The following is a 26,343-nucleotide window of genomic DNA, read 5'->3' as shown; positions in this document are numbered from 1 at the left end:
AGCCAACACACAACAAGCTAGCAAGTTACTTTGCCAGCGTTTTGCCACCATATTGGCAAAGTTTTGCCATGCCTTTGGCAAAGCTTTGCCAATGTGGTGGCAAAACCTTGCCAACTTGTCGGCAAGAAAGACAAAAGCAACATCGCTGTCCGCAAAGAGGCGGAAGCACGTCCTCAATATAATTCCGCTAACGGGAAAGAGACAGATTGGTTCCATTAACGGGCAGAAGTTTTAAAAAATGGGAAGGATTTGGCACAATAGTTCCGCGCAAATTCTCATTTATCGAACAAAAATTGTATTTTTGCCTGCGACTGAAAAATCAGTAATATCATAGAATAGACAATTCCCGAACAAATATGAGCGAAGATTTTGAAGCACCGAAAGATGATTTGGACAAGGAACTCCCGGCCGGGAGCGAAGAACACTCGGATTACAAACCTGCGGACGCAAAGGATGCCAATATAAAGCACCAACTGAGCGGCATGTACCAGAATTGGTTTCTGGACTACGCCTCATACGTTATATTGGAACGTGCCGTACCCCATATCATGGATGGTCTGAAACCCGTACAGCGGCGTATCCTCCACTCCATGCGCCGCATGGAAGACGGGCGCTACAACAAGGTGGCGAACATCGTAGGACATACCATGCAGTTCCATCCGCACGGTGATGCTTCTATCGGCGATGCTCTGGTACAGCTGGGACAAAAGGACTTGCTCGTGGATTGCCAGGGAAACTGGGGTAACATTCTGACGGGTGACAGCGCCGCTGCCCCCCGTTATATCGAAGCACGTCTCTCCAAGTTTGCACTGGACGTGGTATTCAACCCCAAGACCACCGAATGGAAACTCTCTTATGACGGGCGAAACAAAGAACCGGTTACACTACCGGTAAAATTCCCACTGCTGCTTGCACAAGGTGTGGAAGGTATTGCCGTAGGCCTGTCATCCAAAATATTACCACATAACTTCAATGAGCTGTGCGATGCTTCCATCAGCTATCTGCACAACGAAGAATTCAAGCTGTACCCCGACTTCCAGACGGGAGGCAGTATCGATGTATCCAAATACAACGACGGTGAACGTGGCGGTGCGATACGCGTGCGCTCCAAAATAGAAAAGATAGACAACAAGACACTTGCCATTAAGGAAATTCCTTACGGGAAAACGGTGGCCAGTGTATGCGACTCCATCGTAAAGGCCAGCGAAAAAGGAAAAATCAAGATACGTAAGGTAGAGGACCTAACATCCGGCAGTGTGGAAATATTAGTGCATCTAGCCCCGGGTGTATCATCCGACAAGACCATCGATGCCCTCTATGCCTTCACCGACTGTGAAGTGAGCATCTCTCCCAACTGCTGTGTCATCGACGACCAAAAGCCCCACTTCCTCACCGTGAGTGATGTATTGCGCAAATCAGTCGACAACACATTGGCACTGCTACGCCAGGAACTGGAAATCCGTAAGGGAGAGATACTGGAAAGCCTGCATTTCGCTTCACTCGAAAAGATATTCATTGAAGAACGTATTTACAAGGATAAGGAGTTTGAACAAGCCAAAAACATGGATGCCGCCTGCGAACATATCGATGAGCGCCTGACTCCCTACTACCCGACTTTTATCCGCGAAGTGACCAAGGAAGACATCCTCCGGCTGATGGAGATAAAGATGGCACGTATCCTCAAATTCAACTCCGACAAGGCAGAGGAACTGATAGCACGCATGCTAAAGGACATAGAGGAGATAGACTGCCATCTGGCAAACATCGTGGAATATACCGTCGACTGGTTCCGTATGTTGAAGGACAAGTACGGCAAAGCCTTCCCCCGCCGCACGGAACTGCGTAACTTCGACACCATCGAAGCAACCAAAGTCATCGAAGCCAACGAAAAGCTGTACATCAACCGCGAAGAGGGGTTCATCGGAACTGGATTGAAGAAAGACGAATTCATAGGCAACTGCTCGCCCATAGATGACGTGATTATCTTCTTCCGCGATGGAAAATATATCATCACACCGGTGGCCGACAAGAAGTTCGTGGGCAAGAATATACTTTATGCCAACATTTTTAAGAAGAACGACAAACGTACCATCTACAATGTCTGCTACCGTGACGGCAAGGAGGGGACAAGCTATATCAAGCGTTTTGCCGTCACTTCCGTGGTGCGTGACCGCGAATACGATGTGACGCAAGGTACTCCCGACTCCCGTATCACCTACTTCACCGCCAATCCCAATGGAGAAGCTGAAATCATCAAGGTAACCCTGAAACCCAATCCCCGTGTACGCCGTATTATCTTCGAGGAGGATTTCAGCAACATCAATATCAAGGGACGGCAGGCCATGGGAAATATACTCACGAAACTCCCCGTACACAAGATAGCCTTGAAACAACGTGGAGGCTCCACGCTGGGTGGACGGAAAGTCTGGTTCGACCGTGATGTGCTACGTCTCAACTACGACGGGCGCGGAGAATATCTCGGAGAATTCCAGAGCGAAGACACCATCCTTGTCGTACAGAACAGCGGAGAGTTCTATGCCACCAACTTCGACTTGAACAATCACTATGACGATGGCATACGCGTATTGGAGAAATACGATCCGAACAAAGTATGGACCGCCGTACTCTACGATGCCGACCAGCAGAACTATCCTTACATCAAGCGTTTCTGCTTCGAGGCAACCGCCCGCAAGCAAAACTACTTGGGAGAAAACAAGAACAGCAGCCTCATTCTGCTGACAGACGAGTGCTACCCGCGTTTAGAGGTGGTGTTTGGCGGCCACGACAATTTCCGAGAGCCGATGGTGGTGGAAGCCGACGAATTCATCGCCGTGAAAGGCTTCAAAGCAAAAGGTAAGCGCCTGACCACCTATACTATAGAAACCATCAACGAATTAGAGCCTACCCGCCAACCTGAACCCTCGCAGAAAACCGAAGAGCAGGAAACGGATGAAGAACCGGAAATTCTGGACCCCGACCACGGTAAAAGCGAAGGGGACATACTGGACGAGATGACAGGACAGATGAAACTCTTTTGATGAAGGACGGAAATGAAGTATTAGTGGCTAACGATTACTAATTTGTAATTGATAATTTAATATGTACATATACAAGATAATAATCCTATGCGGACTGCTCTTGGGAAGTGTCGGACTGAAAGCACAAGAAGCACAATGCAGCATCGACCGGAAGCTACGGGCTGACTCCACCAACCGTAACCGTATTATCACCCGTGCCACCATGTATGGTGTCGGCTTCACCAACGTGTTCGACACTTATCTTTCACCTCAGGAGTATAAGGGAATCGATTTCCGTATCTCCCGCGAAAGCATGCGGATGACACGGTTGATGGACGGCAACGTGTCTCTGCAAACTTTCTTCCAGGCAGACTTGGGATATACACACAACAAAGTAGACAATAACAATACATTCTCCGGACTGGCCAACTGGAACTACGGCCTGCATTATAATTTTCCAATCACGGGCAATTTCAAACTGCTTGCCGGAGGAGTCGGCGACTTCAACGGTGGCTTTGTCTATAATCTGCGCAACGGAAACAACCCCGCCCAAGCACGTGCCTATATCAACCTTGCCGCATCGGGAATGGCTATTTGGGACTTGCGCATCAAGAACCGTCCCATCACACTACGCTATCAGGTAAATCTTCCCTTGGCAGGTATCATGTTCATGCCCAACTATGGACAGTCCTACTACGAGATATTTACGTTAGGACATTGGGACGGAGTAGTGAACTTCACCTCCCTGCACAACCAGCCCTCTCTGAGACAAATGCTGACCGCAGACTTTCCGGTGGGACGTGCCCGGATGCGTTTCGCTTACATATGGGACGCACAACAGTCCAAAGTAAATGAAATAAAGACACATACTTACTCGCATGTATTCATGGTGGGGTTCGTAAAGGAACTCTATCTGTTTCCTAACAAGAGAAAGTAAAAAGTGACAAGGTGATAAACGATAAGATGATAAGGATAATGTGCATGAAAAGAAGATATATTTTAATAATTTGGAGTATCCTACTCACGTTATTGCCCCTATTGAACGGATGTATTCGTGAGGAAGAGTTCGACAATACCCCACAAGGCAATTTCGAAGCCTTGTGGGAAATAATAGACGAACAGTACTGCTTCCTGGACTACAAGCAAATAGACTGGGATGCCATCCATGACAAGTACCAGCCACTCATTACCCCGGGAATGAGCAACGACGGTCTATTTGAAATATTAGGTAACATGCTTGCCGAGTTAAAAGACGGACATGTCAACTTGTACTCTTCTTCCAACATGGCGCGCTACTGGGACTGGTATCTGGATTATCCTCGTAACTTCAACGAAAGTATCATTGAAAAGTACCTGGGAAGAGACTACCGCATTGCTGGAGGCGCCAAATATACCATATTGGAGGACAACATAGGATATATCTATTACGGTGATTTCTCCAGCGGCATCGGAAACGGCAACCTGGATGAGATTCTGTTATACCTTTCCGCTTGTAACGGCCTGATTATCGACGTGCGCAACAATGGTGGCGGCAACCTGACAAACGCCACCCGAATGGCACAACGCTTCACGAATGAAAAAGTACTGACGGGATATATTCAGCACAAGACCGGCAAAGGCCATAGCGATTTTTCAGATCCGACTCCCATTTATGTGGAACCTTCCAACAGTATCCGCTGGCAAAAAAAGGTAATTGTCCTGACCAACCGTCATTCCTATAGTGCAACCAATGATTTTGTCAACTCCATGCGCTGTTTTCCCAATGTCACCCTGGTTGGTGACAAAACCGGCGGCGGGTCGGGCCTGCCATTCTCTTCGGAACTGCCCAACGGATGGGGGGTACGCTTTTCTGCCAGCCCGCACCTCGATGCCCAAAAACAGCATATCGAGTTCGGCATCGACCCGGACAAGAAAGTGGATATGAGCAAAGAAGATGAGAACAATGACTTGGACACCATCATTGAGGAAGCAAGAAAAATACTGAAAGTGACTTTCTAAAACGACTTTATCTACAAAACAATTTGCCAAAACGAAAATTCTTTCTATCTTTGCTCCCGCTAATCGGAATTATTCCGCGGATGTGGCGTAATTGGCAGCCGCGCCAGACTTAGGATCTGGTGCCGTGAGGCGTGTAGGTTCGAGTCCTATCATCCGCACAATCCCTATAATAAATTTCAAAAGACAAACAACTAAGAGGGGAGGATATTCATTAAGAAGCATCCTCCCTAACCGCTTCAAGTACCTTTTTTATCTCATCAAAACACAATATTTAGAATACTTATTGTATCTTTGCTTCCAAGAAACACTTCGATTAACCTGAAAAAATGAAACAAAATACGATAAGACCGATGCTTTTCAAGTATTGGGTAGTGTGCCTTCTATTGTTCATCCTCTTCATCCAGGCCAGGGCTTCTTCCTTCATGCCCGCCGTCACCAACTATCTTGCCAAAGACTATGAAGCCGGTTATCAGAACTGGGCATGTGCGCAAGGCAGCAACGGCGAAATGTATTTCGGCAACAGCCAGGGGCTCCTGGTATATGACGGTTATCGCTGGACTCTCCACAAAGTGCCGGGGAACCATATTGTCCGTTCGGTGTATGTGAAAGAAGACCGTATCTATGTGGGGGCATTCGAGGAATTCGGCTATTTCAAGTATTCGGAGGCAGGCACTCTCCGGTACCATTCTTTGAGCAAATTCCTGAAAAATTTCCCCATGGAGAACAACGAGATATGGAACATTGTAGAGCTGGACGGTCGCATCTACTTCCAGTCGTTCAGCGCCTGGTTCTCCTACGACGGGAAGATGGTACACGCTTTCCGCAACAGACAGCAACAGCCGCTCTACTTCTACACCCAAAACGGACATATCTACACACAGATGATTGATGAGGACTTCTATGAATTCGACGGCAAGGATTTCCTTCATCTCTTCCCCCGCAGCCAAGTGAACGATGACAATGTAGTGGCATTACTGCCCGACGGGGACGACAGCTTCCTGATGGTCACAGAGAATAACGGATTGTTCCGCTACAACGGTGACATCACCCCCTGGAAAACAGACATTGATGCAGAGCTGAAGAAACAGCGGGTGAACCGCGCCGTCATGACCAATGATTCCATATTCATGATAGGTACAGTCTTGAATGGCATATACGCCATCGACCGCAAAGGACATTGCCTCTGGCACTTCAATCTGGATAACCGTCTGGACAACAACACAGTCCTGGGCTTGTTCTGTGACAAAGACAACAACGTATGGGCAGCATTGGACGACGGCATCGCATACATCCACCACAACTCACCCGTCATGCTGCTGACTCCTGCCAACCATGAAACCAAACTGGGCATGGTGTACGACATAGCCCACCGGGGCGACTGTTTCTATCTGGCCACCAACCAGGGCTTGTACGAATACCACCAGGTTACCGAGAATCTGCGCCTGCTTCCCCATACTGAAGGACAGAACTGGTATGTGAAGGACATTGACGGGCAACTCTTTGCAGGCAACAATGCCCATACCTTATTAATAGGCGAAAAAGGGAATGTTTCCGTCATAAGCAATACCAACAGCAGTACGTGTCTGATAAAGTGCACCCTCTATGGCGAAGAGATACTGTTGGAATCATCCTACGCCAATTTGCGTATCTATAAAAAGAAGAACGGGCAATGGACCTTTTCGCATGTCATAGACGGCTTCATTGCACCGGTCATGCACTTGGAGGTGGACCAAAGCGGTGTCATCTGGGCTTCACACATGTATCAGGGAGTCTATAAAATAGTCTTGAGCGATGACTTGTCGGCTGTAAAAAGCGTACGGCACATCTCCCATTTAGGCTCGGAATATATCATCGGCCCTATCCAAGTAATGAAAATGCGAGGACGTATCGTCTTTTCCAGTCCCAACGGCTTCTATACCTATGACGACATCACCCGGCAGATTATCCCCTTCCAAAAGCTGAATGCCATTCTGCCCTATATCAGGAATGCTCATTCTGTGGTATCCGTCACGAACGACCGCTTCTGGCTGTCCGGTTCACATGAGTACGTACTGGTAGAGTACGCAGAAGGAGAGTACATCGTGAAGCAGCGCATCCTCATCGAACTGTTTGATTCTCCATGCATAGAGAACTACAACAATGTGTTCGTCGACAATGACGTTGTCTATTTTAATCTGAACAACGGAATCGCCAGTTACAGCAAAAACACAGACAGCCTCAGTCCTACTCTGGAGTCCGCCCTCTCACTGAGCTCGGTCACTGCTTCCTCTTCCGATAAAAAGGAGAAACGCCTGCCTCTGTCTGGAAATGTCGAACTGGAAAGCAATTACCGGGATTTGCTGTTCTCAGTAAGCCTGCCGCATTACAATAAATTGTCCGTACATTTCCATTATGTCCTGCAAGGAGGACAAGGCATGGCGCTGACATCGGACCTGAAAGAGCCCGAAATCCGCTACGGTAGCCTGGATTACGGAGAATACACATTCCAGGCAGAAGCCTATAATGATTTGGGACAGAAAATCGGTGAGGTGGAATATCATTTTGCCATAGCCCGCCCTTTCTACCTCTCCTATTATGCCTTTGCGCTCTATCTCATAGTTCTCACAGCGCTTGTCTACTTTTTCTCCAAGTGGCGCGCCAACCGTGCCATGGAAAAGAAACGGAAGGAGTATGAGGCAGAGCAGGTGCAGCAGAACATCAAGATGCGCGAGCAGGAGCATCTGATAACTCTGCAGCAACAGCAATTGCTGGAAGCCGAGTTGTCGGCAAAGAGTAAAGACCTTGCCAGCATGGCACTGGGTGTATTTGCCAAGAACGAGGTCCTGGAGAAACTTCGTACTGTCGTACAAGAGTCCCTGGTGAAAGGGCAATATGGACGCAAGAACCTCGAATCTCTGCTGAAGCTCATCAACGAAAACATCGAGACACAGGAATTTTGGGATGTATTCCAGAACAATTTCGACCTGATTCATGAGAAATTCTTCCGTAATTTGCGCGAACGTTATCCCAGTCTTACCGCTACCGACCTCCGTTTTTGTGCGCTGCTGCGCCTGAATCTTTCTACGAAAGACATTGCGCAAATGACCAACCTCACTATCCGGGGAGTAGAGGCAGCACGCTACCGTTTGCGCAAGAAACTGGATATCCCCGACGGAACGGGATTAGTGGATTTTCTCATCGACTTGAAATAAAGCGGCTACAAATCATTCAATCATAACAAACTGATTATTAGAAACAAGTAACACGAAAACGTAGTAAAACGGTACCCATTTTTACCCTAAACGTATTATCGTGGTAGTGTTTTTTTTTGCCTTACTTACCGTAATTACTTCCTTTGCCGGCAGAATTATTAACTCTTAAATTTAGTTTATGAGAAGGCAAACTTTATTTCTTCTATTCATGATTTTGTTCTCATTGCCACTGACAGTTTTGGCACAAGGAACAAAGACAGTTAAAGGAACTGTTGTTGATCAGAACAACGAACCGATTATTGGAGCCACGGTTGTAGTAAAAGGCTCTACTATTGGAGCAGCTACCGACCTCGACGGTAACTATGTACTGAACGGCGTCCCCGAAGACGCAACTCTCGTATTCAACTATTTGGGCATGTTGCCGCAGGAAATAAGCGCTGCGGGACAATCCGTCATTAATGTAAAGCTACGTGAAGATGCACAACTACTGGAAGAAGTTGTTGTTATCGGTTACGGTTCGGCCAAGGCGAAAGACCTGACGGCCCCGATTGACGTTGTCAAAGAGAAAGAACTTATCAATGTTCCTACCTCCTCCCCGATGGCAGCATTGCAGGGAAAGGTACCGGGTGTTAACATCATCAATTCGGGAACGCCGGGCGAAGGTCCTAAAGTGACCATCCGTGGTATGGGTTCCTTCGGTGACACTTCTCCTCTCTATGTAGTGGACGGAATGTTCTACGACAACATCAACTTCCTGAACAATTCCGACATTCAGGACATGACCATCTTGAAAGACGCATCCGCATCTGCCATCTACGGTGTACGCGCCGCCAACGGTGTTGTAATCATCACCACCAAGAAAGGAAGCCGCAACCAGGATGCCAAGATTACCTATAACGGTTATGTAGGTATTCAGAAAGCCACCAACCTGCTGGAGATGTGTAACTCTCACGAGTATGCCACCATGATGTTGGAAGCCAACCCGGAAGCTTACCGGTCGATTTTCGAAAAGTCAGTAGCCGAATTCGGAGGCAATATGGAAAACCTGCAATTCAATGCCGATACCAACTGGTATGACGAACTGTTGCGCACAGCCATGATGACCAATCACAGCTTGAATATCTCCGGTGGTACGGAAAAAGCGACCTACTCTGCCGGCATGAGCTATCTGGCACAAGACGGTATCATGGACGTGGAAAACTACTACCGCCGCTTGAACTTCCGTGCCGCCCTTGACTACGAAGCCCGCAAATGGCTGAAAGTAGGCTTCAACGGCGTATTCAGCAACTCGCAGCAGCAGCTTCCCAAGAATGCCGCATGGCAACAGGCATACAACACACCGTCTATCATCCCGGTGTATGATGACCGCCGCGACGATGCCGTGTTCCCTAAGAAGTACACATCGCCCGAGCAGGTGGGCCTGACCAACAACTTCAACAATCCGGTAGCCACTGCCAACTATTACGACAACCGGAACGAGACCTACCAAGTGCTGACCAACTTCTATGCACAGCTCAACCTCATCCCCGACAAGCTGAATATACGCAGTAGCTACAGCTACGACTACTCAATGATTCGCGGTTCTGAGTTCACTCCTACCTACTATGTAGGCACCAACCAGAAGAAAGAGGTTACCGAACTCACTAAAAAGAACACTAACTACTACAAATATATATGGGACAACGTGGCCACTTATACTGACAAGTGGGGCAAACACTCCTTTACCGGTATGCTGGGTGCATCCATGCGTCAAGAGCAATACCGCCTGCTCGAAGGTACCGCCACCAACGTGCCCGAAGGTGAGGACGTGTGGAAATACATCGCACTGGGCAACAAGGAAGGCGCTACGGTGAAAGACGACGGCTGGAAATACCGCGGTCTCTCCTATTTCACCCGACTGAATTACAACTACAACGACAAGTACATGTTGATGTTCACCTTCCGTGCCGACGGCTCGTCCAAGTACAACGACAAATGGGGCTACTTCCCCTCCATCGGTGCCGCATGGGTCATCTCCCAAGAACCGTTTATGAAGAACCAGAATATCTTCGACTACATGAAGCTGCGTGCCAGCTGGGGTAAGCTGGGTAACGACAAGATTGCTGCCAGTGCAGGCTTCGCAAGCATACAGAACGTACAGTCCGTATTCGGTCCCAATACCGCCATCGACGGATTCATCAACACCACCAACTTCAGCTGGCTGGGTTGGGAAGTAGTGAACGAAACCAACGTGGGCGTCAACTTCAGTACACTGAAGAACCGCTTGAACGCCGACATCGACTGGTACTACCGTCTGACTGACAACGCCGTGATTTCACCCAAGCTCCCGATGAGTGGCGAGCTGCTGGCCGGCAACAACGGACAGATTCTGAATACCGGTATCGACCTCTCCTTGAACTGGAACGACAAGATTGGCCAGGACTTCAATTACAACATCGGCGTCAATCTCTCTTATCTGCATAACGAAGTGAAAAGCCTAAAAGGAAACATGAAAATCATCAAAGGCGGAAAGACCGTGAATATGGTGGGCGAGACGATGAACTCATTCTATGGCTACAAGGTCATCGGCATCTACCAGACTCCTGAACAATGTGCTGCCGACCCCATCGCCGTGGCCAACGGACTGGAACCCGGCGACTTCATCTACGAGGACGTGAACGGCGACCATGTGATAGACGGAAACGACAAGCAGGTGTTGGGCTCATACGTGCCCAGCTTTACTTATGGCTTCAATGCCGGATTCTCTTATAAGAACTTCGACTTCAGCCTCACTACCTACGGACAAGCAGGCGGCGAACTGTGGAACCGTAAGCGTGCCCTGCGCTATGCAGCCGACTACTATAACTTTGACCGCGCACAGTATGAGAACCGCTGGACGGGTGCAGGCTCTACCAACGAACATCCGTCGGCCAAGGCTCTTCTCAAAACCTGGAACAAATCAGACAGTAACAACGCTTCCTATTTCGTAGAAAGCTCCGATTACTTCCGCATCCAGAACATCACGCTGGGCTACTCGTTCAAGAACTTGAAGATAGGCAGCTACGTGATGCCGGGACTCCGCCTCTCATTGACGGCCGACCGCCCCTTCACTACCTTCAAGGCCAACAGCTTCACACCTGAAGTGTCGGATGCCGAAGGTTGGGATACCGAAGTATACCCTCTGACTTCAACCTATACTTTCGGAGTGCAAATAGATTTCTAAACCCTAAAACGTAAAACAATGAAATTCTTAAAGAAAACATTCGCATATATACTTCCCGCCATGATGGTGCTGGGAGGAGCCACCGCTTGCACCGATTTCATAGAAATCGATCCGGAGAACAAAGTTCCCGAACAAGGCGTAGACTTTACCAACAAGAACAATATGTACCAACCCGTAGTGGGTGCCTACTCCAAAGTACGCACACAGGGCATGCACTGGTGCAACGCACTATTGATGTTCACCCGCGACGGTGACGTGTGGTCGGGCCGTACCGACGACCAGGGCGATGCCGTGACCTTCGGACGCAAGTTCAACTATAACAACTCCTTCTGGGCGCTGAACCAGGTATGGATGAACTTCTACGACATCATCCGCATCACCAATGCCGCCCTGCAAAGCCTCGACAGCTATGCCGAACACCTTGCAGCAGGAAGCGAAGACTACAAGACCTACGAATCCTATTGCGGCGAAGTGCGTACCATCCGCGCATGGGCCTACTACTGCCTGGTGACCAACTTCGGCCCCACCGTCATCTACCGTGACAACCTGCAGACCGATTTCCGCCGTTCTACCGTAGACGCCGTATATAATTATATGCTGGAAGATTTGAACTATGCCATCGGAAAACTGCCCCGCATGCGTCCCAACCAGATGGAGCACAAGGGAGCCGTGACAGCCTTCACCGCCCAAGCACTTGCCGCCCGCGTCTATCTGCTGAAAGGAGACTATGCCCAAGTGGAGACTCTGACCGACGACATCATCAAGAATGGCGGATTCCGTCTCTACGATGACTTCTACCAACTGTTCAAGATTCCCGGAAAGTTGTGTGACGAGTCTTTGTTCGAATGCCAGGTGACGGACTACGGCAATGGTTCGGGCGATTATCTGGGCGTAGACCAGTGGTTCAACTTCCAGGGTCCGAACATGGCAGAGAAGTATGTTGAAGTAGTGAACGCAGATGGCACCATCAGCTACAAGCAGGCCGAAGGAGCCAAGTCCATAGGCGGCTGGAACTTCATCGGCTACGAACCCGAGTTCGTGGCATGGGCCGAAGCCCGTGGCGAAGGTGTGCGTGCCGAGACTTCTTTCCTGAAAGCCCTGAGCAAGACACGCGAGGGTTGGCAGGTAGGTCCCACATCGGCCACCAAGACCGACTGTTGGAACGGCAAAGGTTACCTTCCCTACAATCAGATGACTCTTCCACGTACGACCTACGGAGCCAACAACAATGTGCGTATCATCCGCTATGCCGAAGTGCTGCTGATGAACTCCGAAGCCAAAGTCAGACTGGGCAAGGATGGAGACGCAGGCTACAACGAAGTGCGCCGGCGTGCAGGCATGAGCACCAAAACCGGTGTTACCCTGAAAGACGTGATGGACGAACGCCGGATGGAGCTTTGCGGCGAATGGTGTGCCCGTTATGTGGACTTGGTGCGTACCGGCGATGCCGCCACCGTACTCGGTCCCAAAGGATGGACAGCAGAAAAGACTTATTGGCCCATACCGGCCAACCAGTTGGACGACCTTCCCGACCTGAAGCTGGAACCCATTGACGGAATTGCCGAATAAATCCGCTCCAATATGGTAAAAAGATTCCTAATCAGTTGTGGAATAGCCTTTGCCGCTCTGGCGGCAAAGGCAACCCCTGACGATTCCATCAAAGTGGTGAAGGGGCAAGTCAGTGACTATTACATCACTGTAACCCAAGACCGTATCGTAAAAGGACACGTACTGGACACCAACCGCCAGCCACTCGCAGGCGCCACAGTCATGTTCTTCGCAAGTCCCATGCACAATACCACTGCCCACGACGGCAGCTTTGCCATCAAAGGAGCGAAGAACGACGTGCACCTGTATGTCTACTATCCCGGGAAAAAGATAGTGAACAGAATCCTGGCACTGGATGAAACCGATATTGAGGTAGTGATGGAAGAAGAGGTACACAAGGCAACCGCAATCCGCCGTCCCGCCCAGGCGACCCGGTGGTATGACCCGCAGGCGCCTCTGTCGCGCACCTTCTGCAATCCGATGAACATCAGTTATAACTTCGAGCCTTTCAACAACAATGTGCGTCCCAACGGTTCGTTCCGTTCCTCTGCCGACCCGATGGCGGTGGAATACAAGGGAGAATACTTTCTGTTCTCCACCAACCAGGGCGGTTTTCACTATTCCAGGAACCTGGTGGATTGGGATTTCGTTCCTGCCGGCTTCCAACGCAAGCCTACGGACGACGACCAGTGCGCGCCGGCAGCCTATGTAAGCGGTGACACGCTGTTCTATACCGGCTCCACCTACGAAGGCCTTGCCGTGTGGTACAGCACACACCCCAAAACGGGACGTTTCAAACGTGCCATCGAAAAGAATGTGCTTCCCACATGGGACCCCTGCATGTTTCTGGACGATGACGGCAGACTGTATATGTATTATGGCTCCAGCAATGAATATCCGCTAAAGGCGGTGGAACTGGACCGGAATGATTTCTATCCCATCAGCAAGATTCACGACGTGATGATGCTCCGCCCGGAAGAACACGGCTGGGAACGTTTCGGAATGAACAACGATGACGAGGTGACGCTCCGCCCATTCACAGAGGGCGCTTACATGACCAAACACAATGGCAAATATTATTTCCAATATGGTGCTCCGGGCACTGAATTCAAAGTCTATGCCGATGGCGTATATGTTTCGGATTCCCCGCTGGGCCCGTTTGTCTACCAGAAGCATAACCCGATGTGCTACAAGCCGGGCGGTTATGTGCAAGGTGCCGGTCATGGAGGCACGTTCTGCGACGTGAAAGGCAATTACTGGCACGTGGCCACCTGCATGCTCTCCCTGAAGTACAAGTTCGAACGCCGCATCGGTCTTTATCCGGTGGCTTTCGACAAGGATGGTGTCATGTATTCGTCTACTGCCTTCGGCGATTATCCCAACTGGGCAGAACCGATGGACGTAAAGAACCCTGCAGAGCGTTTCACGGGATGGATGCTTCTGTCCTACGGCAAACCGGTGGAGGTATCATCTACGGATAGCATCCATGCAGCTTCCAACCTGACGGACGAAAGTATGCGCACCTACTGGGCAGCCCGTTCCGGCAACCCCGGCGAATGGGCCGGGATAGACCTGGGCAGTACAAAGAATGTACGTGCCGTGCAGTTGAACTTCTACGACCATAAAGCGGTTCAATACAACCGTGCCATGGATATTTATCACCAATACCGTATTTTTGCTTCCGAAGACGGAAAAGAATGGACATTGGTCATAGACAAGAGCGACAGTGACAAGGATTGTCCGCACGACTACATCGAGCTCAACGAGCCGTTGCGTGCCCGTTATCTGAAATACGAGAATGTGCACATGCCTACGGGAAATGTCGCCTTGTCCGGCTTCCGCGTCTTCGGGAACGGTGACGGCGATGTCCCGCAAGCCGTGAAAGGACTGACTGTGAAACGTGACAGGAAAGACCGCCGGAATGCCCTTATCTCCTGGCAACCCGAAGCAAGCGCCTATGGCTACAACATCTACTACGGCACCGCCGAAGGCAAGATGTACAATGCCATCACGGTACTGGGACAGACGGAATATGACTTCCGCGGACTGGATGCGGACACGGACTATTACTTCACTATCGAGGCGCTGAACGAAAACGGCCGTTCGCCATTGTGCAAGATGACAAAAAATTAAACACAAGAAATAAAGATATGAAAAAACCAATAATGATACATGTGCTGGCTTTGTTCCTGATTTCCACATTGGCGGGCTGTGCATCCTGCTCTTCCGACTTGAAGGAAAACGGGAAAGAGAACGGAAAAGAGGAAAAGCCCGACACAGAGGAAGTACGTCCCGAATCATTCGCTTCGGATGACGAAATGCTTGATTACATCCAGAAGGTACATTTGAACTACATGTGGGACGGTGCGGAACCGACCTCCGGACTGGCACGCGAACGCATCCACCTGGATGGGGATTATCCCGAAAAGGACCAGAATGTTGTCACCACCGGCGGCAGCGGATTTGGTATAGCCGGACTGCTGGTAGGCATCGAACGCGGCTTCATCCCCAGGGAAGAAGGCGTGAAGCGCCTGACCAAGATTGCCGATTACCTGAAACGCGCCGACCGCTTCCACGGCGTATGGCCCCATTGGTTGTACGGCCCTACCGGCAAGGTGAAACCTTTCGGACAAAAAGATAACGGCGGAGACTTGGTGGAAAGCTGCTTCCTGATGCAAAGCTTGCTTTGCGTACGCCAATACTTCCGCGACGGCAACGAGCAGGAAAAGGCGCTGGTAGAGAAGATTGACCAATTGTGGAAAGAGATGGAGTTCAGCTGGTATCAGAATGGCAAGGATGTCATCTACTGGCACTGGTCTCCCGAATACAACTGGGAAATGAACTTCCCGCTGGAAGGCTACAACGAAGCATTGATTGTGTATGTGCTCGCAGCCTCCTCCCCCACTTATCCCGTTCCGGCTTCAGCCTACCACAACGGCTGGGCACGCGGCGGCGGCATCAAGTCCGACTCTGCCCCCTACGGCCTGCCTTTGGAATTGAAACACAACGGAGCCGAGAAACTGGGCGGTCCCTTGTTCTGGGCACAATACTCGCACATCGGTCTGGACCCGCGCAACCTGAGCGACCGCTATGCCAACTACTGGAACGTGGTGCGCAACCATGCCCTCTCCAACTACCGCTACTGCGTGGAGAATCCCAAACAATACAAAGGTTACGGCGAGGACTGCTGGGGACTGACCGCCAGCTACTCTACCAAAGGCTATGCAGCCCACTGCCCGGGCGACAACGACCATGGTGTCATCACACCGACAGCAGCCTTGTCCAGTTTTCCCTACACACCGGAGGAATCCATGCGTGCACTGAAGTATTTCTATTCCAAAGGCGACTGGATTTGGGGCAAGTACGGATTCTACGATGCCTTCTCCGAGGGAAGTGACTGGACGGTACCCCGCTATCTTGCCATCGACCAATGCACCATTGCCCCGATGATTGAGAACTATCGTTCCGGCTTGTTGTGGAAACTCTTCATGAGCTGTCCCGAGGTTCAGGAAGGATTGCAGAAGCTGGGATTTAAGGCTTAGGGATTTACGATTGAAGTTAGTATGCGACATGATGGAGCAGCTAAGCTTAAGTTGAATTTCTATATCACTATTCCCCTCCCCCTTCAGGGGGCCGGAGGGGATAATCAAAATTATATCATATGAAGAAATACACATTATTAGCAGCCTTGGCTTTCTCTGCCCTCACCGTGACGGCAACGCCCAAAGAAAACACATCCCAAGGCAATCCGCAGGAGATGGATAAATTCATTACGGAGCTGATGGGCAAAATGACGCTGCACGAGAAAATCGGTCAGCTCAACCTGCCGGTAACGGGAAACATCGTCACCGGACAAGCCAAGAGCAGCGACGTTGCCGGTAAAATCCGCAACGGTGAAGTCGGAGGTCTGTTCAACCTGAAAGGCGTGAAGAACATCCGCGAAGTGCAGAAACTTGCCGTAGAGAACAGCCGCCTGGGCATCCCCTTGCTGTTCGGTATGGACGTGATTCACGGTTACGAAACGGTATTCCCCATCCCCTTGGCACTCTCGTGCAGTTGGGACATGGAGGCTATAGAGAAATCGGCCCGTATCGCCGCCATTGAGTCGAGTGCAGACGGTATCTGCTGGACGTTCAGCCCGATGGTGGACATCTGCCGCGATGCCCGTTGGGGACGTGTATCAGAAGGCAACGGTGAAGACCCCTTCCTGGGTTCAGCCATTGCACAAGCCATGATTCGCGGTTATCAGGGCAAGGATATGAGTGCCAACAACGAGATAATGGCTTGCGTAAAGCACTTCGCACTGTATGGTGCCGGAGAAGCCGGCCGCGACTACAACACGGTGGATATGAGCCGCAACCGTATGTTCAACGAATACTTCCCTCCCTACAAGGCTGCCGTAGAAGCCGGTGTGGGTAGCGCAATGACCTCCTTCAATGAAATTGACGGAGTACCCGCCACTGCCAACCACTGGCTGCTGACCGACGTACTGCGCAACCAATGGGGCTTCGACGGCTTCGTGGTGACAGACTATACAGCCATCTCCGAAATGATAGACCACGGAATCGGCGACCTGCAGGAAGTATCCGCACGTGCCTTGACCGCCGGAACAGACATGGACATGGTAGCCGACGGATTTATCGGCACACTGGAAAAATCCCTGAAAGAAGGCAAAGTGACTGAGGCCGACATTGACAAAGCCTGCCGACGCATCCTAGAAGCCAAATACAAGCTGGGACTGTTTGCCAATCCGTATAAATACTGCGACGTGAAGCGTGCCGAAAAAGAAGTGTTCACTCCCGAACACCGTTCCATCGCCCGCCAGATTGCCACAGAGACATTCGTACTGCTGAAGAACCAGGACAATCTGCTGCCCTTGCAACGCAAAGGCAATATCGCCTTGATTGGCCCGCTTGCCAACACCCGTGCCAACATGCCGGGCACTTGGAGTGTGGCAGCCACAGCAGACAAATACAGCACCCTGCTGGAAGGTTTCAAGAATTCTGTCGGCTCCAAGGCCAACATTCTCTATGCACAAGGCAGCAACCTGATGTACGATGCCGACTACCAGACACGCGCCACGATGTTCGGCCGTGAACTGCCCCGTGGCAATGACCAAGAACTGCTGGACGAAGCCCTGAAAGTAGCCGCACAAGCCGATGTCATTGTAGCCGCCCTCGGCGAGTCCTCCGAGATGAGTGGTGAGAGCAGTAGCCGTTCCGAACTGGAAATGCCGGACGCACAGCGCCACCTGCTGGAAGCATTGCTGAAAACGGGCAAACCCGTAGTATTGGTATTGTTCTCCGGACGTCCCGTAGTGCTGACTTGGGAGAATGAAAATGTTCCTGCCATCCTGAATGTATGGTTCGGAGGTAGTGAAGCTGCAGACGCCATTGCCGACGTAGTGTTCGGAGACGTTTGCCCCAGCGGTAAGCTGACCACCACTTTCCCGCAGAATGTGGGCCAGTTGCCTATGGCATACAACCACAAGAATACCGGCCGTCCTCTGAAAGAAGGCAAATGGTTCGAGAAGTTCCGCAGCAACTACCTGGATGTGAGCAACGACCCGCTGTATCCTTTCGGCTATGGCTTGAGCTACACCACCTTCCAGTACAGTGACATCACGCTCAGCTCCAAGCAACTGAATGCGGACGGCAAGCTGACCGCTTCCGTAACCGTAACCAATACGGGTAACTACGATGCAGATGAAATCGTACAGCTCTATATCCGCGACTTGGTGGGCAGCATTACCCGCCCCGTGAAAGAGCTGAAAGGCTTCGAGCGCATCCACCTGAAAAAAGGCGAAAGCAAGCAGGTGACCTTCACCATTACCCCCGAATTGCTGAAGTTCTACAACTACGACATACAGTATGTATACGAACCCGGCGAGTTCCATGTAATGATTGGACCCAACAGCCGCGATGTAAAGACTACGAGTTTTGAGTTGAAATAGGTATAGTTTTGCTTTTAGGTAAGAGGGCAGTCCGCGAAAACCGGGCTGCCCTTTTTTAACACCGTCACCAAATCTTTTTTGCATTTTGATTGTTCAGAGGAGAAACTGAATGATTTATCCACTAAAAAATCAATGTAATGAAGAAGAACCTAAACCTTCCCAAGAAGAAAACCGGAAGACTGAGAAACCTATTTCTGACGGTGTGCCTGCTGGCAAGTGTCGCTGCATCGGCGCAGGAGAAAACAGTAACCGGTACCGTGACCGATGCCCTGGGTGACCCGCTGATTGGTGCCACCGTATTGGTGCAGGGAACCTCCAATGGCGTGATTACCGACATAGACGGCCGGTACTCCATCCAGGCCACCCCGGAGAACACATTGGATTTTTCCTATGTAGGCATGGTGAAGCAAGCTGTCAAGGTAGGCAGCCAGTCGGTAATCAACGTCCAGATGAAAGACGACTCGCAGATGCTGGCCGAAACCGTTGTCATCGGTTATGGCAGCGCCAAGAAGCGAGACCTTACGGGCTCCATCACCAACATTAAAGGCGACGAAATCGCCAACAAGCCGGTGGTCAACCCCGTATCCGCACTGCAAGGAAAGATTGCCGGCGTGCAGGTGATAAACTCCGGCAAGGCAGGCTCCGACCCGGAAATCCGTGTACGCGGAACAAACTCCATCAACGGCTACAAGCCACTCTATGTGGTGGACGGACTGTTCAACGACAACATCAACTTCCTGAATCCGCAGGACATCGAATCCATGGAGATACTGAAAGACCCGTCGTCGCTCGCCATCTTCGGTGTGCGCGGTGCCAACGGCGTGATTATCATCACCACCAAGAAGGCGAAAGAGGGACAGACACGCGTCAATATCAACGGCTCGTTCGGTTTCAAGTCCATCACCGACAAAATTGCACTGACGGATGCCGAAGGCTTCAAACTGCTGTACAACGAACAGTTGAGGAACGAGGGCAACCCGGAATACAACTTCTCGGACTGGACGGGAAACACCAACTGGCAGGATGAAATCTTCCAGACTGGGTTCATCACCAACAACAACATCAGCATCACGGGTGCCTCGGACAAGAACAGCTTCTATCTCGGTGCGGGCTATGCTTACGAGCAAGGCAACATCAAGCACGAGAAGTACAGCAAAATCACGCTGAACATCAGCAACGACTATAAAGTGACGGACAACCTCAAGGTAGGTTTCCAATTCAACGGGGCACGCATGCTGCCCGCCGACACGAAGAGCGTTGCCACTGCCCTGCGCGCAGCTCCGGTGGCGCATGTATTCAACTCCGAGTACGGCCTCTACACCTCACTGCCCGGATTCCAGAAGGCACAGATGAACAACCCGATGGTGGACGTAGACCTGAAGGCGAATACCACGAAAGCCGAGAACTACCGTGGCTCGGGCAACGTGTACGGGCAATGGGATTTCCTGAAACACTTCCAGTTCAAGGCCATGTTCTCCCTGGACTATGCCTCGAACAGCATACGGACATACACCCCGGTTATCCAGGTATATGACGCAAGCGTCGAGGGAGACATAGCCACGCTGGGCAACGGCAAGACCGGAGTGTCCCAAGCCAAAGAAACGGAAATGAAGGTACAGAGCGACTATCTGCTGACCTACACCAACTCCTGGGGAGACCACAGCGTGACGGCCACAGCCGGTTTCACCACCTACTACAACAAGCTCGAGAATCTGAACGGCGCCCGTACCCAAGGGGTAGGCCTGGTCATTCCGGACAATCCCGACAAATGGTACGTAAGTATCGGCGACGCAGCCACCGCCACCAACGGCAGTACGCAGTGGGAGCGCTCCACCGTGTCCGTGCTGGCACGCGTGCTCTACAACTACAAGGGCAAGTACCTGTTCAACGGCTCCTACCGCCGCGACGGTTCTTCCGCCTTCTCCTACACCGGCAACCAGTGGCAGAACTTCTACTCCGTCGGCCTGGGCTGGCTGATGAGCGAGGAAGCATGGATGAAGGACATCACCTGGCTGGACATGCTGAAACTGAAAGGCTCGTGGGGCACACTGGGCAACCAGAACCTGGACCGCGCCTATCCCGCCGAACCGTTGCTGACGAATGCCTACTCCGCCGTGTTCGGCACCCCGTCCGCCATCTACCCGGGCTACCAGCTTGCCTACCTGCCCAACCCCAACCTGCGCTGGGAGAAGGTGGAAGCCTGGGAAGCCGGTGCAGAAGCCAACTTCCTCCGCAACCGCCTGCACTTTGAAGGGGTGTACTACAAGAAGAAGACCAAAGACCTGCTCGCCGAAGTGCCGGGCATCTCGGGCACCGTACCGGGCATCGGCAACCTCGGCTCCATCGAGAATTCGGGCGTGGAGCTTGCCTTGAGCTGGCGCGACCGGATAGGCGACTGGAACTACAACATCGGTATGAACCTTGCCACCATCAAGAACAAGGTACTGAGCCTCGTGCAGGAAGGCTACTCCATCATAGCCGGAGACAAGCAGCAGAGCTACACAATGGCAGGATACCCCATCGGCTACTTCTACGGCTACAAGGTGGAAGGCGTCTACCAGACCCAGGAGGAGATTGAGCACTCTCCCAAGAACACACTGGCAACCGTCACCCCGGGCGACCTGAAATTCCGCGACGTGAACGGTGACGGAGAAATCACCACGGCAGACCGTACGATGATTGGTAACCCCACCCCCGACATCACCTACGGCTTCACGCTCGGACTGGGTTACAAGAACTGGGAGCTTGCCGTTGACATGATGGGGCAGGGCGGCAATCAGATTTACCGCACGTGGGACAACTACAACTGGAGCCAGTTCAACTTCATGGAGCAACGCATGGACCGCTGGCACGGCGAAGGGACCAGCAACACCCAGCCACTGCTGAACACCAAGCATACCATCAACAATCTGAACTCCGAGTATTACATAGAGGACGGCTCCTTCTTCCGCATCCGCAACGTGTCGCTGGCGTACAACTTCGACAAGGCGCTGATTTCGAAGATAGGCATGCAGGCACTGAAGCTCTACGTGAACATACAGAACCTGAAGACCTGGAAGCACAACACCGGATATACCCCGGAACTGGGCGGCTCGGCCATCGCTTTCGGGGTGGACGACGGCAGTTATCCGATGCCGGCGATTTATACGTTCGGATTTAATCTGACGTTCTAAAAGCCCTCCCCTAAATAAGAAAGAGTAACTTCAAACCTCCCCCGCCCCCTTCAAAGGAAACGGGGAATGAAAAATATAAATTTATGAAACTGATAAAATACATATTTACATTGCTGGTGGGTGCAACAGCCCTCTCACTGACATCCTGCAACGACTTCCTGGACCGCGACCCGCTGGGGCAGTTCACGGAAGATGACTCTCCTAACGCCCTTGTAGGCGGAAAGATATTCAACGTCTACTACCTGATGCGCTCGTACGATATCACTGCCGGTATTCCTGCTTTTATGGTGCACATGGTGCGCAGCGAGGACTCCGAGAAAGGCAGTGATGCCGGCGACGGCAGCAACGAGGCCGCCATGTGGGACGACTTCGAATACACTGCCTCCAACGGCCCTCTGAGTGCCTATTGGGGACAGAACTACAAAATCATCTACCAGTGCAACGAAATCCTGGACGACATTGAGAAGAGCGGACACAAGGACGACACCGAAGCCATCCGCAACCGCGGCGAAGCGCTCTTCTTCCGTGCCTGGTGCTACTTCAACCTGGTACGCGCCTTTGGCGAAGTGCCGCTGGTCACCATCAAGGTAGTGGAAGCCTCCGATGCCAACGTGCCCAAGACCACGGCGGAAAAGATATACGAACAGATTGACAAAGACCTGACCGAAGCCGAAGAATGCCTGCCCCTGCGGTGGGACAGCGACTATACGGGACGGCTGACCTGGGGCGCCGCACGCTCCCTGCACGCACGCACCTATATGATGCGGAACGATTGGGACAATATGTACACAGCCTCCACCGAAGTGATAAAGTCGGGCATCTACAACCTGAATACACCGGTCGACAAAGTCTTCACCGTAGAAGGGGAAAACTGCGGCGAGAGCATCTTCGAACTGCAATGCGAAGCCACCGATGCCATGAAAGAGGATGCCAGCATCGGCAGCCAGTTCTGCCAGGTGCAAGGGGTGCGCGGAGCCGGCGAGTGGGACCTGGGATGGGGCTGGCACATGGTCACCAAACTGATGGGAGAAGCCTTTGAGCCGGGCGACCCGCGCCGGAACGCCACATTGCTCTACTTCCGCCGCAGCACGGACGAGCCCATCACACCGGAGAATACCAACCAGCCTTATGGCGAGTCACCCGTATCCACCGCCATGGGTGCCTACTTCAACAAGAAGGCCTACACGGACCCGACACTGCGCCGCAAGTACAGCCGTATGGGTTTCTGGGTAAACATCCGCCTCATCCGCTATCCGGACGTGCTGCTGATGGCTGCCGAAGCCGCCAACGAGAAAGGGCTGACGGGCGAAGCCGCCGGGTATCTGGAACAAGTACGCGCCCATGCCCGCGGCACACTGGCAAACGTGCTTCCGAAGGTAGAATCTGCCAGCCAGTCCGTGCTGCGTGACGCCATTCGCCACGAACGCCGCGTAGAGCTGGCATTGGAACCCGACCGCTTCTACGACCTCGTGCGCTGGGGCATTGCCAAAGAAGTGCTGCAAGCTGCCGGAAAGAATTACCAGGACAAGAATGCACTACTGCCTCTGCCCCAGACAGAGATAGACAAATCGAACGGAGTACTGGTACAGAACCCCGACTATTGATACCCGGCCAAAGGAAACAGCCGACCCAATCAATGGCAAAAGGTCTATTTCATAACTTGCTTTCAATCAAAGCATTGCTACTGCAAAGAGCTGCAAACTTTTTGCAGTGGCACTGCAAAAGTGTTGCAGTAGCACTGCACAACAGTTGCAGTGTCGCTGCAAAGCAGTTGCAGTAGCGCTGCAAATCGTTTGCAGTATCACTGCAGAGAAATTGCAGCACCGTTGCAAAGAAGTCATAGCGCCACTGCAATAGAGTGACGGCAATCTAAAAACAATGAAAGGAACATACTTACAAACAATTAATTCAATATGAATATGAAGAAAATTTTCAAGAGAACAAGTCTGCTGCTCGCGACCGCTTTAATAGGCGTCACCGTGCAGGCGCAGAAGTCTCCGCAGGACATGGACCGCTTCATCGACGCACTGATGCGCCGGATGACTGTGGAAGAGAAAATCGGCCAGCTCAACCTGCCCGTGACCGGAGAAATCACCACCGGTCAGGCAAAGAGCAGCGACGTGGCCAAGAAGATTGAGCAGGGGCTCGTGGGAGGGCTTTTCAATCTGAAAGGAGTGGCCAAGATACGCGACGTACAGAAACTGGCCGTAGAGAACTCCCGCCTGGGCATCCCCCTGCTGTTCGGCATGGATGTGATACATGGCTATGAGACCATCTTCCCCATCCCCCTCGGCCTCTCCTGCACGTGGGACATGGCAGCCATCGGGCAGTCTGCCCGCATCGCCGCCATCGAAGCCAGTGCCGACGGTATCTCATGGACATTCAGTCCGATGGTAGACATCAGCCGTGACCCACGCTGGGGACGTGTATCCGAGGGTTCGGGCGAAGACCCGTTCCTCGGAGGTGCCATCGCCCGCGCCATGGTGTTGGGGTATCAGGGAAAAGACCTGAACGACCAACTGAAACGGAACGACGAAATCATGGCATGCGTCAAGCACTTCGCACTGTACGGTGCCGGAGAAGCCGGACGCGACTACAACACCGTAGACATGAGCCGCAACCGCATGTTCAACGAATACATGTACCCCTATGAAGCAGCCGTCCATGCCGGAGTGGGCAGTGTAATGGCCTCTTTCAACGAAGTGGACGGTGTGCCCGCCACCGCCAACCGCTGGCTGATGACAGACGTGCTGCGCAAACAATGGGGCTTCAACGGTTTTGTGGTGACCGACTTTACCGGTATCTCCGAAATGGTGGAGCACGGCATCGGTGACCTGCAGACCGTTTCCGCCCGTGCGCTCAACGCCGGTGTGGACATGGATATGGTGAGCGAAGGTTTCGTGGGCACGTTGAAAAAGTCGCTCACCGAAGGCAAAATAACCATGAAGACGCTGGATGCAGCCTGCCGCCGCATCCTTGAAGCGAAATACAAGTTAGGGCTGTTCGATGACCCTTACAAATACTGCGACCTCAGCCGTCCCGCACGCGACATCTTCACGCGCGAGCACCGCGACGCCGCACGCCGGATTGCCGCCGAAAGCTTTGTGCTGCTGAAAAACGAACCTTTTGAGGGACAAGGCAAGAAGTCTTCTCGTCCCGTCCTTCCTTTGGAGAAGCAAGGCACCGTCGCCGTCATCGGCCCCCTGGGCAATACCCGCAGCAACATGCCCGGTACCTGGAGTGTTGCCGCACGCCTGGACGACTATCCCTCTCTGTACGAAGGATTGAAAGAAATGACAGCCGGCCGGGTGAACATCACCTACGCCAAAGGCAGCAACCTCATCGGTGATGTAGCCTACGAGGAACGCGCCACCCTATTCGGCCGATCGCTGAGCCGGGACAACCGTACGGATAAGGAACTGCTGGACGAAGCTTTGAAGGTGGCCTCCGGTGCCGACGTGATTGTAGCCGCCCTGGGCGAGTCTTCCGAAATGAGCGGTGAAAGCTCCAGCCGTACCGACCTCGATATCCCCGACGTGCAACGCACCCTGCTGGAAGCCTTGCTGAAGACCGGAAAGCCCGTTGTACTAACCCTCTTCACCGGCCGGCCGCTGACGCTCACCTGGGAGCAGGAACATGTGCCCGCTATCTTGAACGTATGGTTCGGTGGCAGTGAAGCGGCATACGCCATCGGCGACGTACTGTTCGGCGACGTGAACCCAAGCGGTAAGCTGACCATGACTTTCCCGAAGAACGTGGGGCAGATACCTTTATTCTATAACCACAAGAATACCGGTCGCCCGCTGGCTGCCGGCAATTGGTTCGAGAAGTTCCGCAGCAACTATCTGGATGTGGACAATGAACCGCTGTATCCCTTCGGATACGGACTCTCATACACCACTTTCCAGTACAGCGACATCGCCCTCAGTACCCCGGTCATGGGACAAAATGGCTCCACCACTGCCGTAGTCACCGTGACCAATACCGGTAAGCGTGACGGCGCAGAAGTCGTGCAGCTCTATATCCGCGACCTCGTAGGCAGCATTACCCGCCCCGTACGCGAGCTGAAAGGCTTTGAAAAGGTGTTCCTGAAAGCGGGCGAAAGCAAGACCGTATCCTTCAAGATTACCCCTGAGCTGCTCCGCTTCTACGACTACGACCTCAACCACGTGGCCGAGCCGGGAGATTTCGATGTGATGATAGGTGGCAGCAGCCAGGCAGAAAAGACAGCCCGACTGACACTGAAATAAAATAAAATATT

13 protein-coding genes and 1 tRNA gene are annotated in these 26,343 nt (G+C 52.0%); all 14 read left to right on the top strand.

The window, feature by feature from the left end:
* Positions 1–93: 93 nt before the first annotated feature.
* The 14 genes from DW896_RS21820 to bglX (DW896_RS08335) all read left to right on the top strand — a co-directional run bounded on the left by DW896_RS21820 (position 94) and on the right by bglX (DW896_RS08335) (position 26,332).
* Positions 94–219, top strand: coding sequence for a hypothetical protein (locus tag DW896_RS21820; protein ID WP_255342453.1), 126 nt, complete (start codon positions 94–96; stop codon positions 217–219).
* 137 nt (positions 220–356) lie between these two features.
* A complete protein-coding gene (locus tag DW896_RS08395; RefSeq protein WP_119993124.1) occupies positions 357–3,038 on the top strand; it encodes a DNA gyrase/topoisomerase IV subunit A in 2,682 nt (893 codons plus the stop codon).
* Between the two features lie 61 nt (positions 3,039–3,099).
* Positions 3,100–3,954: a DUF3316 domain-containing protein gene (locus DW896_RS08390; RefSeq protein WP_005830316.1), complete on the top strand. Its 855-nt coding sequence runs from the start codon at positions 3,100–3,102 to the stop codon at positions 3,952–3,954.
* Positions 3,955–3,998: 44 nt separating this feature from the next.
* A complete protein-coding gene (locus DW896_RS08385) occupies positions 3,999–5,015 on the top strand; it encodes a S41 family peptidase (RefSeq protein WP_085939557.1) in 1,017 nt (338 codons plus the stop codon).
* A gap of 76 nt (positions 5,016–5,091) precedes the next feature.
* Positions 5,092–5,173, top strand: a tRNA-Leu gene (locus DW896_RS08380).
* A gap of 168 nt (positions 5,174–5,341) precedes the next feature.
* Positions 5,342–8,206 (top strand): hypothetical protein, encoded by a 2,865-nt coding sequence (locus DW896_RS08375; RefSeq protein WP_005830320.1) that lies wholly within the window; start codon positions 5,342–5,344, stop codon positions 8,204–8,206.
* Between the two features lie 178 nt (positions 8,207–8,384).
* The gene (locus tag DW896_RS08370) at positions 8,385–11,408 is read left to right on the top strand and encodes a TonB-dependent receptor (protein ID WP_005830322.1); all 3,024 of its coding nucleotides are present in this window, start codon (positions 8,385–8,387) and stop codon (positions 11,406–11,408) included.
* Positions 11,409–11,426: 18 nt separating this feature from the next.
* Positions 11,427–12,977: a RagB/SusD family nutrient uptake outer membrane protein gene (locus DW896_RS08365; protein ID WP_034529274.1), complete on the top strand. Its 1,551-nt coding sequence runs from the start codon at positions 11,427–11,429 to the stop codon at positions 12,975–12,977.
* Positions 12,978–12,989: 12 nt separating this feature from the next.
* On the top strand, positions 12,990–15,089 hold the full coding sequence (locus DW896_RS08360; protein ID WP_009037724.1) for a family 43 glycosylhydrolase: 2,100 nt from the start codon (positions 12,990–12,992) through the stop codon (positions 15,087–15,089).
* A 17-nt stretch (positions 15,090–15,106) separates the two neighbouring features.
* The gene (locus tag DW896_RS08355; protein ID WP_034529406.1) at positions 15,107–16,498 is read left to right on the top strand and encodes a glucoamylase family protein; all 1,392 of its coding nucleotides are present in this window, start codon (positions 15,107–15,109) and stop codon (positions 16,496–16,498) included.
* Between the two features lie 119 nt (positions 16,499–16,617).
* A complete protein-coding gene (gene bglX / locus DW896_RS08350) occupies positions 16,618–18,909 on the top strand; it encodes a beta-glucosidase BglX (RefSeq protein WP_005830329.1) in 2,292 nt (763 codons plus the stop codon).
* A gap of 137 nt (positions 18,910–19,046) precedes the next feature.
* Positions 19,047–22,082, top strand: coding sequence for a TonB-dependent receptor (locus tag DW896_RS08345; protein ID WP_119993122.1), 3,036 nt, complete (start codon positions 19,047–19,049; stop codon positions 22,080–22,082).
* A gap of 83 nt (positions 22,083–22,165) precedes the next feature.
* On the top strand, positions 22,166–23,686 hold the full coding sequence (locus DW896_RS08340; RefSeq protein ID WP_119993120.1) for a RagB/SusD family nutrient uptake outer membrane protein: 1,521 nt from the start codon (positions 22,166–22,168) through the stop codon (positions 23,684–23,686).
* Positions 23,687–24,001: 315 nt separating this feature from the next.
* The gene (gene bglX / locus DW896_RS08335; protein ID WP_118067054.1) at positions 24,002–26,332 is read left to right on the top strand and encodes a beta-glucosidase BglX; all 2,331 of its coding nucleotides are present in this window, start codon (positions 24,002–24,004) and stop codon (positions 26,330–26,332) included.
* Positions 26,333–26,343: the final 11 nt, after the last annotated feature.

This window comes from Bacteroides sp. AM41-16 (assembly GCF_003603495.1).
GTDB classification, from domain to species: domain Bacteria; phylum Bacteroidota; class Bacteroidia; order Bacteroidales; family Bacteroidaceae; genus Bacteroides; species Bacteroides uniformis.
The sequence above is the reverse complement of the archived record's forward strand: the minus strand, read 5'-3'. Positions and strand labels throughout refer to the sequence as shown.

What these genes read in the sequence shown, in the direction of transcription:
- DW896_RS08395 (WP_119993124.1), top strand. Translation starts at nt 357, where the DNA reads ATGAGCGAAGATTTTGAAGCACCGAAAGATGATTTGGACAAGGAACTC.
- DW896_RS08390 (WP_005830316.1), top strand. Translation starts at nt 3,100, where the DNA reads ATGTACATATACAAGATAATAATCCTATGCGGACTGCTCTTGGGAAGT.
- DW896_RS08385 (WP_085939557.1), top strand. Translation starts at nt 3,999, where the DNA reads ATGAAAAGAAGATATATTTTAATAATTTGGAGTATCCTACTCACGTTA.
- DW896_RS08375 (WP_005830320.1), top strand. Translation starts at nt 5,342, where the DNA reads ATGAAACAAAATACGATAAGACCGATGCTTTTCAAGTATTGGGTAGTG.
- DW896_RS08370 (WP_005830322.1), top strand. Translation starts at nt 8,385, where the DNA reads ATGAGAAGGCAAACTTTATTTCTTCTATTCATGATTTTGTTCTCATTG.
- DW896_RS08365 (WP_034529274.1), top strand. Translation starts at nt 11,427, where the DNA reads ATGAAATTCTTAAAGAAAACATTCGCATATATACTTCCCGCCATGATG.
- DW896_RS08360 (WP_009037724.1), top strand. Translation starts at nt 12,990, where the DNA reads ATGGTAAAAAGATTCCTAATCAGTTGTGGAATAGCCTTTGCCGCTCTG.
- DW896_RS08355 (WP_034529406.1), top strand. Translation starts at nt 15,107, where the DNA reads ATGAAAAAACCAATAATGATACATGTGCTGGCTTTGTTCCTGATTTCC.
- bglX (WP_005830329.1), top strand. Translation starts at nt 16,618, where the DNA reads ATGAAGAAATACACATTATTAGCAGCCTTGGCTTTCTCTGCCCTCACC.
- DW896_RS08345 (WP_119993122.1), top strand. Translation starts at nt 19,047, where the DNA reads ATGAAGAAGAACCTAAACCTTCCCAAGAAGAAAACCGGAAGACTGAGA.
- DW896_RS08340 (WP_119993120.1), top strand. Translation starts at nt 22,166, where the DNA reads ATGAAACTGATAAAATACATATTTACATTGCTGGTGGGTGCAACAGCC.
- bglX (WP_118067054.1), top strand. Translation starts at nt 24,002, where the DNA reads ATGAAGAAAATTTTCAAGAGAACAAGTCTGCTGCTCGCGACCGCTTTA.